This window comes from Pseudarthrobacter sp. AB1 (assembly GCF_014926485.1).
In the GTDB taxonomy this organism is placed as follows: Bacteria; Actinomycetota; Actinomycetes; order Actinomycetales; family Micrococcaceae; genus Arthrobacter.
This window is the reverse complement of the sequence record NZ_PZKO01000072.1, coordinates 1-16701: the sequence shown is the minus strand read 5'-3', so window position 1 is coordinate 16701 and position 16701 is coordinate 1. Positions and strand designations below refer to the sequence as shown.

Here is a 16701-nt window from a genome sequence, read left to right as displayed (position 1 = left end):
AGCAGTAACGCCCGGGTAACGCGCGATGCCCGAGATTGAGGACGGAGCAGCCGACGGTGAATGCTTCATGCGTTGGGTTCTTGAACTACATGGACTACCCCGACGACGTTGCCATGTTGATGTTCACCAAGGGCCAGTCGAGGCGGATGGACGCATGCATGGAGCGTGCCCGGGCTTCCTTCCTGGCCGCACCGGCCTTCGCGCTGACGCGCGCCGGAACAGGGCCTGCTCCCGCATCAACCACGGCGGCCCCCACGGTAACGCCGTCCCCGCACCCTTCCACGCCGGAACTGGCTGCCGGGCCGCGGCTGCTTCGCCTAAGCCCCGCGGGGAAAGGGAGTTGCTCCGTCTCCGGCACGGTCGAACGGCTCCGCCAAGACAACCACAACGCGATGTTGATGCTGGATGACATCCGGGCCGCGCTCAACGGTGACAGCGTCAACACTACGGGTGGATGATGACTCCAGCCGGGCGGTGAGAGCCATGACCGGTCCTTCAGCTGAAATCACCGGTATCTGGCTGAACTGTCACGAGGAAGTCGCTCCCTCATCGATGGTCATCCGCCCCCGCGACTACCCCTTACGCCCGGCGCGTTGGCGGGACGCATGTGAGCTGATGGTTGAGAAGCACCACGACGCAGTAACGGCTCCGTAACGCCTCCCGGACCATACTGCGGCCGAAGGCGGATACGATTCAACGCCCTTAATGATGCGAAGACTCAACCAGGAAACGGATGGTGCATGATGGCTGGACCACGGGACGGACGCACAGCGGTAGCCAAAGATGGCGTAGCAGACCGCCTCAGCGAGGGCCTCGACATTGACACTCGCAGGCTGGGCGAGACGCTCGAAGCGCTTCCGGACGGGGTGGTGGCTGCCCTTGAAGTCCGGGATGCCTGGCGTCGGGAATTGGCAGAGAACATCGAAGCTCTTGAGTTCATAGTTGCAGATCTGCAGAGGTGGCCGGTGGGATCGGTGGTGCGGGTCGCGTTCCTCGACGGAGACTCCGCACTCCACGCCGATGTCGCAACAGCGACAGAACAACTTTCCGCCGCCATGAATCTCACACTCGATTTCGGGTTCGACGCCGGAACGTACAGACGATGGACGCTGAGCGATAACCAGCTGAAGGCTGAGATCAGAGTGAGCTTCGACACGAACGGCTACTGGTCGCTGGTGGGCACCGACAGCACTGACAGCACGATAGACCCGTCCGGTGGGCCGATCGGCGGCATGCCGAATCAGCGAAGCCTGAACCTGGGCGGCTATAAGGTGTCCAAGCCCCAGGGCTGGGAGGGAACCGTCCGGCACGAGTTCATGCACGCTCTGGCGTTCAAGCACGAACACCAGAACTTCCGCGGCCCCTGCGAGGCGGACTTCCGCTGGGAAAACGACCCCGGATACGTGCCGACGACCGACCCAAGGGGCGTGTTCGTCCCCGATGTTGCAGGCAAAAGGCCAGGTATCTACACCTACCTCGCCGGACCGCCCAACAGGTGGTCGAAGGCCAAGGTGGACCACAACCTTCGCACAACGAATGACCCAAATTCGGTGATGGGCGAATTCGATTCCTCTTCGGTGATGCTCTATCGCTTCGCTCCGTTCTTCTACAAGTCGAGTCCCAGCGCGTGCGCTCCCGCTGGCCCCGGGAATGATCTGTCGGCGGGCGACAAACGAGGGCTTCATTTGCTCTACCCGGAGGCCGCCGAAGAGGTAGCCAAGATGGCTGAGCAGTCGCTCCGTGGACTGGAGATCGTCAATTCGGAAAGCCAGCGTAACTCCACTTCCGTGTTCAACGATCGGCTCGTAGAACTCCTTACAGCCCACTCGGCAGTCGCCGACTGAGCAGGGTCACAGCACTATTTGGTGGACTGCGTCGAGCGGGAGGTAGCGCGGCTCGACGTGGGCTGCTTCTTCTTGGGCGGCCACCGCTCCTAACGGATCAAACGGCACATACCGGGAGAAGTCGTGTCCGGTCGATTCGGCGAGGTCGGCGATCGCGATTTGGAACGTGCGGTACGCGCCAAGGACGAATCCCTCCACGGCCTCCGTCCGCGCGCGACGTTCGAGCAACTCCCGAATCATTTCTCCTTGGCTGATCACGTAGGCCGTCGCATGCAGCGCGCGCGTCCCGGAGGCCTCCATGACCACAAGCTTCCAGAACTCCCGTGGCGCGATCACGCCCGGTGCGATCTGTTGGTCGTCTTCCCGCATCACCGGCCCTGTGAAGACGCACGCCTTGAAGCCGTGCGTCTTGATGCTCGTCAGGATGTAATTTTCAAGTCCGAGCCAAAGCTGGGAACTGGAATTGAAGTCACCGTGCTGGACGGCGGCGTTCGTATAGTGGAAAGTGTCGTCGTTGGCCCTCCGGGCGAGCCCGTTCGCTTCCTCCCCGGGGCCACCGGCCGGCGGTGTGTCGTCCCAGTTCGGATCCTCGCGCCGGACCAGATGACCGCGGTCAATGTCCGGGTGGGCGTAATCCTCCTTGCGAAGCTGGATGGTGAGGGGGATCCGCCCGTCCTGGAACCATCTATCGTCCCCGCGCTTGATGGCAACGTGATGCTGTCCGTCGATGTTGACCGCCGTCATTGCCGGCTGGCTGCGGCTGCGGGAGAACTTCACCCCGAAGTGTGTGTAACGGATCTCGGACGGCTGGCTCGGGAGTTCGTCGCTCGGCGTTGCCAGATCGGCGGCGAGGGTACTCGATATGACCGGCCACGGAGCCGCGAGGTCACCCGTACCCAGGAAATGGGGATCGTAGCCGGCGCGACCCGCAAGGTCTGTTGGGTTATGGATTCCGTCCCGGCGTGCCTCGGCAGTCCCCGCGTCGGCGGCAGTGATCGAAATGGGACGCCTGCCGTCGAGCAGGTCCCGCAGCGTCCTAACCCCCACCGCGCTGTTGAAGCGCCCATAAATTCCGGAGTAGTGCAGGCCCACCACCTTGCCATCCACCAGACGGATCAGCGGCGAGCCTGAGTTGCCCCCGAGGCTGGTGCAGTCGTAACGCAAGGCAACCCCGGGCGCCAGGGCCTGCAGGATCTTCCCGGGTGCATATCGCTTAACGTCGTACAGATCGCGGAAATACCTCGCCATGTCAGAGGCGTCATTGCGGTCGTCATACGCAGGGTAGCCAACAAGTGCAACGAGATCGCCGACGGCGGCATCACTGTCCGCGAGCGCCAACGGTGATGGCAGGTTCTTCCCCGTGATCCGCAGGAACGCCACATCGGGAGACGTTGTGTCGGCGAGGTAGGGGACGTCGACAACAGCGAAGGGCGTCGCCTCGCTGGCGAGGCTGCCGAACTCTTCGTTGAAGTCGAGCGACGCTCCATAGCGAATCTGGGATGGGTCGCGCATGAAGATCCCCTGCCCGTCGGCCGTGCGACGTGCCACAAGCGCGGCCACATGACGGTTGGTGACCACGATCCGATCGGCGCCTTCCGCCGCAATGACCCAACCTGTTCCGCCCCAGGCCAAGCGGAAATTGGCGAACTCAACCCGGCCGACCGATGGGATGGTCTTCTCCGTGCCGCGGATCCGGGCGTCCGTTCCGGGCGGGAAATCGTCCAGGCTGTCGTCCTGCCCCGCGCCGAGGACCACTTGGTTGTTCTTGATCAGCAGGGGTGGACGGCCCACGCGCTGCACAATCGCTTCGAGGTCGTCCATTGAGCTGACGTTTTCGAGTTGGTCGGCCGTGCTTCTGGCCGGGTGGCTGCCAAGGCCGGTTACGGCGAGGCTAGAGAGCCCCATTCGTGCGAGGAGGCCGCCGGCGACCTGTTTTTCGAGGGCGGCCCTCAGCATTGGGGATTCTTGCAGCCGCTGTTGCGCCGTTGTCATAGTGACCATTTCCTTTCGAACGAATAGAGAACCGCCATGGGTGGCACGAATGCAGAGGGGACATGGCGCGCGAGCAGAGCCGCCGCGGCATCGTCCGGCGCCGAGCGTCGCGCTTCTCGATCGGCGGCCGGGTAGCGCCGGCGCAGGCGTTGGAACTCTTCCCAGGCTTTCCCAGGGTTCACTGCGCCTGACCAGATCCGGATTTGTTCGAGGCAGGCCTCTTCCGAGTCGAGCTGGGCGATACGGTCCACCATTGTTTCGTCCGGGCGTCGCGTCCAAGACGGAGGGTGGCTGGTCAGCCGTGATGGATAGGCCCATTGGCCCGCTGACGTGCGTCGCCATCGTTCGGAACTTCGAGCGAGCAGCCGGAGGTCTGGACGACGGAGCGCGACGGCGGCTGCCCCTAGCCACTCGGCGAGCAGACCGAGCGCGGCAAGGTTCTGGATTGACCCGCCCGGGGAAGCCGCAGGAGAGATACTCCAGTCCCCCGCACCCCTGGGCGGCAGGCCGCCGGCCTCGGCCAGCTCAAAGTCCGTGCGCGCGAGATGACGGAGCATGGCATCGCCCGGATCCAACTGCTGCATCGTCTCTGTGACCGGACCGTAGGGCGTCGCACTGGCGAGGACACGTGCTGCCCCGGCCGGCGTGGCAAGGTCGGGTGCCCTTGGGACCGGCAAGTTCGTCTCCCTGACCGTGGTGGTCGGTGAAGACACGTTCGCCGCGAACCGGCTGGCCTGCACCGCCAGCGAATCGAGCACTTGCGGTGACGGCACGCCGGACACCCACGTCGTCGTCGGCGACCAAACCACGGCCGCGGCATCGACGGGATCGCTCACACCCCATGAAGATCGCAGTTCTGGTGCGCCGGTATGCACCAGTGCGAACCCGAGGGCTCCGTTGGCCAGCGAACCGTTGAACCCCCGTTCACGCAGCTCGGTGGCGAGTTCAGCCAGCCCCGGGTCCGCCGTGAATGCACTCTCGAGGGCTGCGAATCCCGACTCGGCCCACATCTCGAGGTGGGCAAGGGTAGTTGTCGGCGCCCTCTCGCGAAAGCGGCCATCGAAGTACCGGTGCGGATCGAACCCGTGCAGGGCATCTGACCAGCGGCCCGCGCGCCACAAGAAGGAGCGGGCCACGTCAGAGGCCGGTGAGTGAGGGGCACCAGGGCTTTGGCCGAAGGACCTCCCGTAAACATAGGCGGCTTCCCGGACATCCCCACGCTCAAGGGTCGCTTCGAGTTCGCGGGCGGCACCCTCGTGGTCCACAGAGAGAGCAGATTTCGAGCCGCGCCGGAACTTCGACGTTCGCAGGCCGATGGAGTCCCGTACGAGGTCCTGTGCGGCCGCGGGCAGTTCCGAGACGGATTGGCGGTCCAGCTGTTGAAGAATCTCCGGTGCGATACGAGGAGGCCGTCCGCCCGAGCGCATCGCTTGAAGGCGGTGGTAGGCGGCCTCGAGCTGCGCGAACGGTTCGGGGCGTCGCTCAAACCATCTCGCGGCCCTCAGGTTCAGGCCGGCCGTTGTGGAAGGTTCCCCGGCGTTGTACAGCAGTTCGAGCAAGGAGGCCCGCACGTCCGGCCGGTGGCGGACCCAGCCTGGCACGGCGTCAGGCTCAACCAGCCAGTGCTGAGTGGCCAGCGCCTCGAAAGCGGCGACTGCATCGGGCGCCCGCATGTCATCCAGCCCTACGTGCGGCGCCAGCACCTCGGCGATGACGTCGGGGTTGAGCCTGCGTATCAGGAGGCCGGGCTGCGCGAGTAGGCGCAGGTTCTCATCACCGGTTCGGGACAGCAGGAAGCGGTAGAGATAGACGGCCGCGAGGTCTCCTCGTCCGGAGACGCCCTCTAGCGCCATCGGTCCGGACTGGCGGACAGCCAAGGCAGCCAGCCGGAGCAGGAGCGGGATTCCATCGGATACTTCACGTATGCGCTGGAACATGTCGGACCCCGCGTCGTAGCGGCTGAGCAGGCGGTCGGCGTTCTCGTCGTCGAGTCCGCCCAGCTCGATCCGTTCGCCCACTCGTTCCGGCACACTCTCGAGTGCTGGCCCCCGGCCGGCCGCGATGACCGCCAGCGGGCGCAGCCCTTGTCTGCACAATTCGTCGATAGTCTCGAATAGGCGAAGCGGGTGCGTCTCTCCCCGGCCCCCAAGCACCTCAACCGTGTCGAGGATCAGCAGGACCGGGCGGCCGACGGCGCGGACGGTCTCGCCGAGCACCCGCGACAGTTCCTGGGGAATGTGCTGGCGCCCGGAACCCTTGATGTTTCCGTCCGGAGACGACCCGGCTCCCGCCGCTGCCAAGCGGGCTTGACGAAGCGGCGACGTGGTCGGACCCGACTCAAGCGCGACCTGGCGGCTTATCTCTACAGTGAGACCGACCTGGTCCTGAATGTCCAGTCCCCCACGGTCGAAGTCGAGCCGGACGACCAGCCACGGCGGGGCCTGGATGCCTGCGCGGCGGGCCGTCTCGTCGATGAGCGTCGATTTCCCGATTCCGGGAAGTCCGGTGATGTAAAGGGCGGCTACCGGCCCATCTGTGAACGGTCGGCTGAGCCAGCGTTCGGCCTGCGCAATCTCGGCGTGCCGGCCGTAGAAACCTCTGTCCTGCATCAGCTGCGCACGGGCGTCCGCATCAAAACGCCCCAGCGCAGAGCGGACGGATGCCAGGGCCTGGTGGGCGGCCGCCTGCGGGCCAGCGCGATCAAGCGCCGTGGCCACACGCGCGAGCGAGTCACGGTCCAGCGGTGGCTCCAGCAGGTGTGTGATTCCTGCTCCAGTGTAGGGGGACACCCCCGCGAGGGCGTCGAGTAGTGCCTCGGTAGCGGGATCCCGCGGATATTGGCGCCGCAAACGGATCTCCGAGTCGAGGGCCCCTCCGGCTTTCAACGCCGCAAGTTCGCGACGGCGCACGGTGCCGCGCATCAACCACCCGCTCGGTTTGCTCGTGTCACACGCGTTGGCCAGGTTGACGGTGACAGCCAGGGCGGCGTCTGCTGAGACATCACCGAGCATGTTCAGCAGCGCTCCCGGGTCGAAGGGACCGGAGAGCGCAGCAAACCTGCGGGCGCGTTCGATGAATGGGCGGGCCTCTTCGATGCTCATCCGCCGCCGCCCGTGATGAGTCGCAGGTCGGCCCTAAGGCGTTCGCTGACGGTAGCGAGCAGTTCCTGAGCGTAGAGACCGTTGACGTGAGGGAGGTCAAACAATGCACGATCGGTCGCGTACGCGACCCGGCCCTCCTCGACGGCGCCGGTCAAATCCATCGATGCGACGGTGAGCAGATCGAGGATGTCGGCGCGGCGGAAGTCTCCGATGAACTCGACGACGAGGCCGGGCGAGCGGTCAGTCTCAGTGGCCGGCAAACCTGCGAATTCGGGTCCTGGAAGGGTAAGCGTCTCGAGTCCTGCGATGACGAGCCGCAGCCGGGGTTTGGTGAGGGAGGCGCCGACGAGGCCTTCGATTGTGACGCGGGCAGCTTCCGTCAATGGCACCGTGGGATTGTCGATAAATAACCACACTGTCCTTCCTGCCTTGGCCGCTGCCGCCTCAATGGCTGCAGCAAGATTCTCTGCCCGTTCCCTGACAGCCGCTTCCGGTGGCGCCTTACCTGCTGCCGCGCTGGCTTGTTCGGCAAGGGGTTCGGGAAGGTCCAGTCCTTCGAGCCGCACTCTGCGGCGGATGTCGTCCACCAGGTCATCCACGATCTGATCCTGCATGATGCGGACCAGGCAATGCTCGGGGCCTCGGCGGACGAGGAGTTGTTGAAGGATGTCGTGGCTGAATCCGAGACCCGTCGAGGTGGATTCGATGACGGCCCGCTTGATCCGCACGCCACGGACGCGACCGGCGGCGTGGCCGGCCTCGGCGATGGCTTGGAAGAACTGGTTGCGGCCGATGACGAGAGGTCCGCTGACCGTCCCATCCAGCGACCAGAGCGTCAGTGGTGCTACATCGTTACGGACGTGGTCCACAATCGAATTGATAAAGCTCCCGGCGGGGATAAATCGTGCGCCGGCGTCGAACTCACCTTGATGGATCCCAATGAACTGGAGGTCTTTGTCAAAACACGCTCCGCCCGACGAGCCACCTGCCGTAGGGACGTTGTGACGCCATCGGGCTGTGACGTTACTGATCCTGGCCGCGAAGCCGAAGTCGATGACATGGTCCGTTCCACCCGGGAAGTGGATCAGGACAACTCGGCCCCTGTTTCTGGGCAGGGGTGGGGGCGACATGAGTCTTATGTGCCCGAGGTGGGTCGCAGCAGGCAGGACCATCTTCAGCAGGGCTACGTCGTGGCGGTCATTGACATCCGAGTCCTTGAGGGGTGCGCGGCTCTCATACTCAGCATCGCCGCATTCTGACTGAAATATTGTGGGGACCTTGATGGCGAACTTCATGTTGTCGGCAAGCAGGACCTCCAAGTTCGGCGCGGGTTCCTGCGGTTTCCCCGGTCCAGCGACGGCGATGACATGCCAGGACGTAAGGACCAGGCTCGGTCCAACGAGTACGCCGCTGCCGGCCACACGATTGTTCTTAAGTACCCTGCAGCGGAAGGCCTGGGCCTGGGCGAGGAACCGCCGCAGCTCCTCAGTGGGTATGACGCCGTCGGGATCGTCCAGGACGCTGTCTTCGAGCTGAAGGCCACGGGCGCGAAGGGCACCGACGAATGACGCCACGAGTCCCATGGCCTCAAGTTGTTCCAGCCAGAACTTGGCTGGATCCTTGTTCACGCGGGCAGCCACGACATTGATCGCCTCGACAGTCAGCGGGCTGTCTCCGGACTGGACCGCGAGGAGGGCGCCGGCCGCCTCTGCCGCATGATGACGGATGGTGTCCAGGATCGCATCTTCATCCACGTGCGGGACTCCTCAGATATGCGAACACGTTCCTTCCAATAATGGGTCACCCGGGCCAGTTGCTTTGGCCGTGTCGGACCAGGTCCACGAGCGCTCCACCGCCCGCGTAAACCAGGCGCGTAGGGTCCAAGCCGTCCTTTTCCTGACCGCTCAGAACCCCGACGCAGTAGGGGTTAGCGGTGTGGGGCCACAACGGACCACCGGACCAACCTGGACCGAGATCAGCACGCAGGGCGAATTCAATCTCTTTGCCGGGGCTGTCGTTGTCGATGTCGCGAACACCCATGTCGAGTTCCACCGCGGGCCTATCACCGTAGGTGCCAGGGTAACCGGAAGAGACGAACCGCTTGTTGTAGTACTCGTCTTCGTTGCTGAACGACGCCGCCCCCATCCACCCCAAAGCCCTGCCCAGCGGGTTGAACAGCTTGCAGATGATGTAGTCGTACCCGGTGACGCTTCCGTTCGTGTTGTAGCCGTGATAGGTCTGAACGAATGAGCTGCCGAAAGGCCGGGCGCCGTTTCGGTAGGCGGGAACGAACTCCATGCTCCAACTGGCGGCTCCCCACGGCGCAACGTGACCGGCCGTCAACAGCAGATTCGGTCCCACGAGTACGCCACTCCCCCGGCGGCCGTTGCTGTTATAGACGATTCCGACAGTGCACATCGGGTACAGCATGGGATTAGGCTCTTCGTGCACCGCAGGCGCGATGAACCGCTGCCCCTCCACCGAGAATGACTCATCAGAAGCCGGGTCGGTGACGGTAGCCCACGGTGGACAGTACGGCTCCGTCGTTTGCCCTTCATCAGGCGCCGTTTCAGGGGGACCCTGTTCGGTCTGTTCTTGTCCCGGAATCACCCTGAGCAGCATCTTGACGTCCTCGGGAATCTCCGGTCGGTCCAGAAGGTTCAGCGTAGGCGTGGTTTCAGTCATTGGATTTCCTGTCTCGTTTGCCTTGTTTTCCAACAAAGCCGGCAGCGCTCGGGGCCGGCTTCGAGGCGGTAAGCAGCCTCAAGCAGCGGGGGGCTGAGTGGGTCCGGCCCGGTCCGGGGGGTTCGAATCGCCCGGTGCAGGAAGCCGGACGTGCCAAGCGCTCACGCAGGTCATATCGCCTCACTCGGACGGGCTCATGCAGTGTTTCCAGTAGACGCCCATGGCGTTACCGCCGCGTTATTGGGAGGCCCGCTATGGGGAGGTGGGTTGCCCTGCGGTGCTACTTTACCGCAGGGCCAGCCCCGTTCCGCGATTCGTATCAGGTGCTGGATGCGGGTTCATTCCGGCGAGGCATCGTCATTGGGCGGCCGGGCCATAGGCGCGCACTCCAACCTGTGCATGGGTGCCTTGAACATGCTGGGCTACGAATCAGCGGCAGAGCTATCTCCCTGAAGCGTAAGGGTTCGTCGTCCAGGGTTTCCACCGGTTTCCCTGAGTACAGCCGGCGGCGCGTTCGCCAGGATGACGATCCACTGTCTCTCCCCAGAGCAGTTACAGCCGCCGGCCGCGCCCCACACCTACCGGGCGCGGCACTTCTTTAGGCTGACACACTTGATGCTGACACTCTCGGCCGGTGTCTTCCTCAAACTCTGTGTGACTCGCAGCGCTAAATGGTGGTGTTTTCGCAGCGCTATTTGTCATCCGCTCACGCGCAACCTCGATCAGACGGATGCCAACACCCTGGCGGCGGACTCGTACCGCGACGATGGTGTCCTCGACGAACGCGTGGACAAGTCCGTCCCAAATGATATTGACGATGCCGACCAGTCCGTGGTCGTCGCGCGCGGTGACCCAGCCGAGGCTGAGTCGATCGAGTTGATCGTTCCAGTCATCATCGAAGAGGCGGTGTTCAAACGCTTCGGCATGTAGCGCATTGACTTCTTGATTGGTGAACGATCCGCGCCATTCATAGAGGAAGGGATAGAGATCAGAACTAGGCAATGTGAGTGGCTCCTGGGAGAGGAGGCCACAAACAGGTGGCCTCTAGTGAGTGCGGTGGGAAGGGCGAGACATATTCATCAGCTGCTCCCTTCGACTTCTCGCAACGAGCCGTTGCTGCCTCGAGAATAGCACCGCTTCTGACGCCCTCAAGCCGGTCGCCCACCGGGGCAAGTGATACCCAAAATTTCCGAATCAGGATTGTCAGTTTCAGAAGTCGTCTGCACACGCGCCCGCGGAATTCCGGGGTAGTGCAGACGATTGTGGACATGAAAATGTCACAAGTCCCCTGCCCGATAATGCATTCCGCTCAATAGTCGCCTGCACTAACCGTCACTTTTCAGAAGTCGACTGCACCAGCCAGCAACAACTACTGCGCGAAGCCCGCCGTAGCGCCTGCAGCCGGCTCCCCGGCAGAGCATCGGCATGGAGACAGTGTCTGAAAGGACGGCGCTGTAATGCGCACCAAGGACGAACCACTCGTCATTCCGGCATGGATCCAGACAGCGATGTCGCCGGCTCGTTGATGTCGCGGTAGACGGTCGAGCGCGCGACGGAGAAGAGCTCAGCTAATTCCGCCGTCGCGTGTGTCCCCGCCCGGTAAACGGAGACCAGGTGTGCTTCCTGTTTCTTGGAGAGCTTGGGTTGTTTCCCACGCAGGCGGCCCTTTGCCTTGGCAACGGCCATGCCTTCGCGGGTCCGTGCCCGGATCAGGTCTGCTTCGAATTCGGCGTCCATGGCCAGAACATTGAAGAGGAGCCGTCCTACGGGATCGGTGGGGTCGTGGACGGAGCCGCCGAGGCTGAGCTTGACTTCGCGGCGGGTGAGCTCATCCACTATGTCCTTGGCGTCGCGCAGGGACCGGGCCAGGCGGTCAAGTTTGGTGGGTCACGACCAGGTGTCCCCGTCCCGGCAGGCTGCCAGCGCTTCCCGGAGTCCGGGCCGTGCCCGGTTGGTGCCGGTCAGGCCTTGGTCGGTGAAGGTCTTGTCCGGCGACACCCCCAGAGCGGCCAGGGCGTTCTTCTGGGCGGTGAGGTCTTGGTCGTTGGTGGATACGCGCGCGTATCCGATCAGGAGTCCGGTCATGGTCTTGAACGTACCGTTTATCCCCCCGCGTCACCGGGCATTTTCTCGGGCGGGTGTTACGGGAATCGGCCGACCCCGGAAAGCCGGTGAATCATGATTCGGAAATTTTGAGTATGCCTTGCCCCGGTGGGCGACCGGCTTACGGGCACGGTTCGTGAGCGTCGCTATGCGGAGGCTCTTAGGGGCTCGAGGGCGGCTAGGACGAGGTCGAGGCCGAAGATGAACTCCTCTGCCGGGTCGTAGCCGGCGGCGACGAGCGCCGCGGCGGACTCGTTGAGGTAGGGGAACTCGTCAGGAGGAAGCTGGGGCAGGTAGACGTCCTTGGCCATGTCCGCGAGCTCGTCGGCGGTGTCGAACGGCAGGCTGGCTGCCTGCAGGGCGTAACCGTAGACATAGCTGTCGAGCAACCAGTTGGCGTGCGTCGCCATCAAGACCGGGAAGCCGGCCCTTCGCAGGCAGGCAGTGACCGCCTCGTGGTGGCGGAGGTTCGCGGGCCCCGGCGATGTCCGCGACTCCAGCAGGCCGATCGCCCACGGGTGGCGTGCAAGAACCTGTCGGGCAGATACTGCCCGCCGTCGCATCGCCGACTGCCAGTCGGCCTCTTCGGGCGGGAGCTCGATCTCCTCGAACACGATGTCGATCATGGCGTCCAACAACTCCTCCTTGCTCGCCACGTAGTGGTAGAGCGACATCGCGCCCGCGCCGAGCGCGCCAGCCAGCCGGCGCATGCTCAGCCCGTCGATCCCCTCGCGGTCGGCGAGCCGGACCGCCTCGACCACCACCCGCTGCTTGCTCAGCCCCGCGTCTGACGCGACCTGGCGTTGTTCCCTCGCAGACACGGTTCTCCTCGCTCTCTCGTACCTCTTGACAATCGTACATCGTACGCTCACGATCATAGTACGCCGTACGACGTACGGTGTACGAGCCGGCGAGAGTCGCGGCTCGGACGTGAGGAGGCTTCTGTGCGAATCGAACAGCGATCGAATGCCGGAGCAGGCCTGGTGCCGTGGGCGTGTCCGGCCGGGGCGGCGATGATGCGGGCCGCCGTACAGCACCGCTACGGCCCGCCCTCAGTGCTCGAGTTGTCGGAGGTCGGGGTGCCGCTGCCTGATCGGGGCGATGTGCTCGTCCAGGTGGGCGCGGCCGCGGTACATCCCGGCGACTACTTCGTCATGACCGGTGAGCCGTACGTGGTGCGCCTGGTGTTCGGGCTCCGCCGGCCGCGCCACGGCATTCCTGGCAGGGATCTCGCCGGCGTGGTGGCAGCGGTCGGGAAGGATGTCACCGCTCTGCGCCCCGGCGACGAGGTGTTCGGCTGGAACACCGCTGGAACGCTCGCGGAGTTCGCCTGCGTCCCGGCGGACAACCTCGTGTCCGTGCCTGCCAACCTCTCGGTCGTGGATGCGGCAGCGGTGCCCACGTCGGCCATGGCGGCATTGCAGGCACTGCGCGAGATCGCGAACGTTCTACCGGGCCAGACGGTGCTGGTCACGGGCGCGTCGGGCGGCGTGGGCTCCTTCGCCGTGCAGATCGCCAAGGCGTTTGGCGCCGAGGTGACGGGTGTGTGCAGCACCGGCAACGTCGGCTTGGTCCGGTCGCTCGGTGCCGACCACGTCGTTGACTACACAAGGACCGACTTCACCCGCACCGAGAAGCGCTACGACGTCATCCTCGACAACGTGGAAGCCCAGCCCCTGGCGGCTGTCCGCCGAGCGCTGACGCCCACCGGCACCCTCATCCCTAACAGCGGACGCGGCGGCCGCTGGCTCGGCCCCCTCGGCCGGATCGTCAAAACGCGCGCGCTGTCCGGGTTCACCCGTCAGCAACTGAAGCCCTTCTTGTCGGTCGAGAAGCGCCAGGACCTGCTCACCCTGGCCGACCTCCTCGCGACCGGGCAGGTCACGCCCGTCATCGACCGCACCTACCCCCTCGACGAAGCAGCCGACGCCCTCCGCTACGTCGCGGCCGGCCACACCCGGGGGAAGGTCGTGATCACCGTCTGACGACCGGACCAACGAGAACGACCCAACCCGTGCGTATGCACGCCCAGACCTGCCGCCACTCCGGCGGACAGACCGCTCCTCTTGAAAGACGAACCGATGACCATCCGAATGAAAACCTCGAACCTGCTCGACAACCCACCGATCCCCTTGCAGGCCAAGCTCGCGGCAGCCTGGACCAGCTTGATGTTCTTCGTCATCTACATCGACTACTTCCATCTCTACCAGCCCGGCGAAATCGACTTGATTCGCGGTGGCGTCATCTTCGAGTTCGACATCAGCGGGACATTGATGTCCATTTTCTTCGTGATTATCGCGATCCCGGCCCTGATGATCATGCTCTCCATGACGCTGCCCGCCCGTGTGAACCGCGCCACGAACCTCGTCGTGGCATCACTGTACATCCCCGTCATGGTGTTCAACGCGGCAGGGGCGTCCTGGGAGTATGCGTTTTACTACGCCCTCACTATCGGAGTCGAGGTGCTGATCCTGGCCTTCATCCTGCACTCCGCCTGGACCTGGCCCCGAACCCCCGCCGTCCCAGCAGGTCCCGCGACGACCGACCTTCGACAGGACCTTCGACAGTAGGTATCCGTGTAAAGTTCTACGGCGTGAAGCCCGCCGCCGCAGGCACCGGGCCGACCGTGACCAGCTCAGTCGCGGTATGCGCAGAGAACCTGCTCACGAACGGTCCGGCGTCCGCCGCTGAACGGGTCCGGTTAATCGACATGCGTCCCAGTTGGGGATCGGTCTACGGTGCGCCTCAGTCAGACGCCAGCGGCTCTGTCCATTCATCTGCTGGCAGCCTTTCTCCCAGCAATGCGGATTGACCTGATCCAAGAATCATCGCGGTGTCGGTCGACTTGTCTGACGAGCTCGCGACAGCGTCAGCAGGGAGGTAAAACGCAGCGCAAGCCGTCACCGTCTCGCCAAACGGCGACGATCTTTGGCGACCTGGTACTGGCCGCTGTGTGCTGGCCAAGTCTCGCCCGCACCTCAACATCCCTGGTGGCTGCACCATCGAGTTTCACGAGGCGCAGCCAGTCCCCGGATGGTGAGCCCACGCCACGTAGCTGCAGGATGCGCGCCGATTCGGCTCCGCCTGCACTGCAGCTACGGGGCTCGGATCCCGTCCGGATCTACGACCCACCAGAGCCCCCCGTGGGTCGAGACGTTGTGGCACTTCACCTCGCCAGGCCCCTCGTGCGCGTAGAAGTAGAGCGGATGCCCGTTGTAGGTGACTTGGGTCGTGCCGTCCCGCCGCTTCGTCGTCCCCAGCAGTGCTGAGTCGACCTCGCCGCTAGCGGTCGGCGCTCCGTCAGTCAGCACGGGTGGCCACGCTTCAGCGCAGTCGTCGTAACACTCCGGCGTGATGCTCTCCTCACTCTCCCAGATATAGATGGCCTGCTTTTTGGCATCGAAGAGCATCTGGCCGAAGTCGCTCGCGGCTGTGGTGATCGTGGTGCCCGGCTCTCGCGCGCTGGATGGCTGACTCGGCGGGGGTTGAGGGCTCTCAGGTGTCGTTGTGCTCGCGCTCGGCGGCGGGGTAAAGTCCGGGGCCTCGCTCGGGGTGTTGCTTGCGCAAGACGACGCGACGAGTGCGAGGACCACCGCAGCCGCCGCTCGCAGTCCGGGTCTGGACACGCTGTGCTCCTATCGGCAGGAGCGGGCGCCCCCGGCCAGGTCTTCGGGGTTGGTGATGATCAGACAGTGGGGCAGTTCGGTTCCCATCATCTCAGCCTTTGTCGAAAATCGGCGGGCGGAAGGCGGCGAGTCCGGTCGCGGGGGACTGCCACCCGACTCGCCTCTGTCAGTGAGCGGCTGTGGCCCTCAGTGTGCGGGGCGACGGCGCCCGGCAAGCAGGACGGTGCCGAGCAGCAGCTTCAGGACGACGAGGCCGAAAATCGCGCCGTACAAGGGGTCGCTTCAGAAAAAGGAAAAAATCGTACGCTAAGGCCGCGTGGAGAAAAGTAACGGCTGGAGCGCAGCTTGTCGATGGAAGCGGGCCAAAGTCCGCCCGTAGGGGGAACGCTCAACGGGAATCTGCAAGACTTGCCCAATGATTACCGAACACGCGCTGCTGCCCGTCATTTCCGGCCAGGAAGAAGACTTCGAGGCAGCAATCGATCGCGCTCGTTTGATAATTTCGTCAATGCCCGGCTTTGCCTCGTTGTCGCTCTCGCGCTCGATTGAAACTCCCAACACGTACTTACTCCTCGTGGAGTGGGACAGTTTGGAGGACCACACTGTTGGCTTCAGGGGATCCCCGCAGTATCAGCAGTGGCGGGAAATCCTGCACAAGTTCTACGAGCCGTTTCCTTTAGTCGAACACTACGAGCTCGTGAACTCTGCTCCTCGGTAGAGCGCTCACAGGCTGGCCGTCGTCCCGGTAGGGGGATCTTCAGGCGGGACAACCTGGGTGCAGCGAATTTGTCCCGCTCAAGGATCTCCTAGTGGACCGTGCCGCGGAGGGTCCCCACGCAGAACTGGCCTTAGCTTCCATATCAAGTGGCAGGCAACAGCGTGTCCCTGTTCCAAGAACTGGCACGCACTGTTGCCTCATGTTCGTTGTGGGTCGCGCTCGGCCGCGGGTCCTAGGGCGCGGTGTCGGCCTGGTGGAGGTCGGCCGGATTTGGTGGTGCGTCATGGTGTGGGTGGCGGTTATCTATTGTTGAGGTTTGATTGTCGGCTTCCAGCTAGTTTCTGAGGGGCGCTTCGCTCCGCCGTGGGGACGGAAAATTTGGCCGTGTCAGGTCTGTTCCCAGGGATATCTGGTGCTGGCGGCCGCTCAGGGGACAGACTTGATGTGTGTGTTTCGGTCGACCCCGATTCGTCTATGGTGCCGGTGAGCCTGTCGGCTAGTTTGGTGGTGGAGGGCACAGCTTTGTTGTCCGCGGGACCGTGGACTGTTGCCTTTGAGCACGAATGTCAGATTTGTTGTTTTATCCGCCTTCCCCGGAACGCATGCACCTTGATTCCTGCCGGAATGACTGG

General features: G+C 64.1%; 12 protein-coding genes and 1 pseudogene. 5 read left to right on the top strand and 8 right to left on the bottom strand.

All coding sequences use genetic code 11. The annotated features are described in order from the left end of the window. The first annotated feature begins 80 nt into the window (after positions 1 to 80). Positions 81 to 458 (top strand): hypothetical protein, encoded by a 378-nt coding sequence (locus DAD99_RS20390; protein WP_193343011.1) that lies wholly within the window; start codon positions 81 to 83, stop codon positions 456 to 458. 282 nt (positions 459 to 740) lie between these two features. Beyond that, positions 741 to 1844 (top strand): hypothetical protein, encoded by a 1104-nt coding sequence (locus tag DAD99_RS20385; protein WP_193343010.1) that lies wholly within the window; start codon positions 741 to 743, stop codon positions 1842 to 1844. A 6-nt stretch (positions 1845 to 1850) separates the two neighbouring features. Here the strand turns inward: DAD99_RS20385 and DAD99_RS20380 are convergent, their stop codons facing one another. From DAD99_RS20380 to DAD99_RS20350, 7 genes and pseudogenes are all read right to left on the bottom strand, one after another. After that, positions 1851 to 3836, bottom strand: coding sequence for a DNA/RNA non-specific endonuclease (locus DAD99_RS20380; protein WP_193343009.1), 1986 nt, complete (start codon positions 3834 to 3836; stop codon positions 1851 to 1853). Next, positions 3833 to 6937: an ATP-binding protein gene (locus tag DAD99_RS20375; protein ID WP_193343008.1), complete on the bottom strand. Its 3105-nt coding sequence runs from the start codon at positions 6935 to 6937 to the stop codon at positions 3833 to 3835. The genes DAD99_RS20380 and DAD99_RS20375 overlap by 4 nt, the downstream gene beginning before the upstream one ends. After that, complete coding sequence (locus tag DAD99_RS20370; protein WP_193343007.1) at positions 6934 to 8691, bottom strand: serine protease; 1758 nt, start codon at positions 8689 to 8691, stop codon at positions 6934 to 6936. The genes DAD99_RS20375 and DAD99_RS20370 overlap by 4 nt, the downstream gene beginning before the upstream one ends. A 46-nt stretch (positions 8692 to 8737) precedes the next feature. Then, entirely contained in the window at positions 8738 to 9622 is an 885-nt protein-coding gene (locus DAD99_RS20365) for a serine protease (RefSeq protein WP_193343006.1), read from the bottom strand. Positions 9623 to 10174: 552 nt separating this feature from the next. After that, complete coding sequence (locus tag DAD99_RS22370) at positions 10175 to 10624, bottom strand: GNAT family N-acetyltransferase (protein ID WP_375372284.1); 450 nt, start codon at positions 10622 to 10624, stop codon at positions 10175 to 10177. A 480-nt stretch (positions 10625 to 11104) separates the two neighbouring features. After that, positions 11105 to 11707, bottom strand: a pseudogene (locus DAD99_RS20355) (recombinase family protein). A 164-nt stretch (positions 11708 to 11871) separates the two neighbouring features. Continuing rightward, positions 11872 to 12546, bottom strand: a complete 675-nt coding sequence (locus tag DAD99_RS20350) for a TetR/AcrR family transcriptional regulator (RefSeq protein WP_193343004.1) — start codon at positions 12544 to 12546, stop codon at positions 11872 to 11874. Between the two features lie 123 nt (positions 12547 to 12669). On the opposite strand from DAD99_RS20350, the gene DAD99_RS20345 reads away from it, so the two are divergent. Both DAD99_RS20345 and DAD99_RS20340 read left to right on the top strand, forming a co-directional pair. Beyond that, on the top strand, positions 12670 to 13710 hold the full coding sequence (locus DAD99_RS20345; protein WP_309233441.1) for an NAD(P)-dependent alcohol dehydrogenase: 1041 nt from the start codon (positions 12670 to 12672) through the stop codon (positions 13708 to 13710). Positions 13711 to 13806: 96 nt separating this feature from the next. After that, complete coding sequence (locus DAD99_RS20340) at positions 13807 to 14295, top strand: DUF6326 family protein (RefSeq protein WP_193343003.1); 489 nt, start codon at positions 13807 to 13809, stop codon at positions 14293 to 14295. Positions 14296 to 14820: 525 nt separating this feature from the next. On the opposite strand, the gene DAD99_RS20335 is transcribed toward DAD99_RS20340, so the two are convergent. Beyond that, the gene (locus DAD99_RS20335) at positions 14821 to 15135 is read right to left on the bottom strand and encodes a hypothetical protein (protein ID WP_193343002.1); all 315 of its coding nucleotides are present in this window, start codon (positions 15133 to 15135) and stop codon (positions 14821 to 14823) included. A 631-nt stretch (positions 15136 to 15766) separates the two neighbouring features. Between DAD99_RS20335 and DAD99_RS20330 the strand changes: the two genes are divergently transcribed. After that, complete coding sequence (locus DAD99_RS20330; RefSeq protein ID WP_193343001.1) at positions 15767 to 16069, top strand: antibiotic biosynthesis monooxygenase; 303 nt, start codon at positions 15767 to 15769, stop codon at positions 16067 to 16069. Positions 16070 to 16701 lie beyond the last annotated feature (632 nt).

Bases quoted from the DNA above. Each gene is read 5' to 3' on its own strand.
- DAD99_RS20385 (WP_193343010.1), top strand. From the start codon at position 741: ATGATGGCTGGACCACGGGACGGACGCACAGCGGTAGCCAAAGATGGC.
- DAD99_RS20380 (WP_193343009.1), bottom strand. From the start codon at position 3,836: ATGACAACGGCGCAACAGCGGCTGCAAGAATCCCCAATGCTGAGGGCC.
- DAD99_RS20375 (WP_193343008.1), bottom strand. From the start codon at position 6,937: ATGAGCATCGAAGAGGCCCGCCCATTCATCGAACGCGCCCGCAGGTTT.
- DAD99_RS20365 (WP_193343006.1), bottom strand. From the start codon at position 9,622: ATGACTGAAACCACGCCTACGCTGAACCTTCTGGACCGACCGGAGATT.
- DAD99_RS20340 (WP_193343003.1), top strand. From the start codon at position 13,807: ATGACCATCCGAATGAAAACCTCGAACCTGCTCGACAACCCACCGATC.
- DAD99_RS20335 (WP_193343002.1), bottom strand. From the start codon at position 15,135: ATGCTCTTCGATGCCAAAAAGCAGGCCATCTATATCTGGGAGAGTGAG.
- DAD99_RS20330 (WP_193343001.1), top strand. From the start codon at position 15,767: ATGATTACCGAACACGCGCTGCTGCCCGTCATTTCCGGCCAGGAAGAA.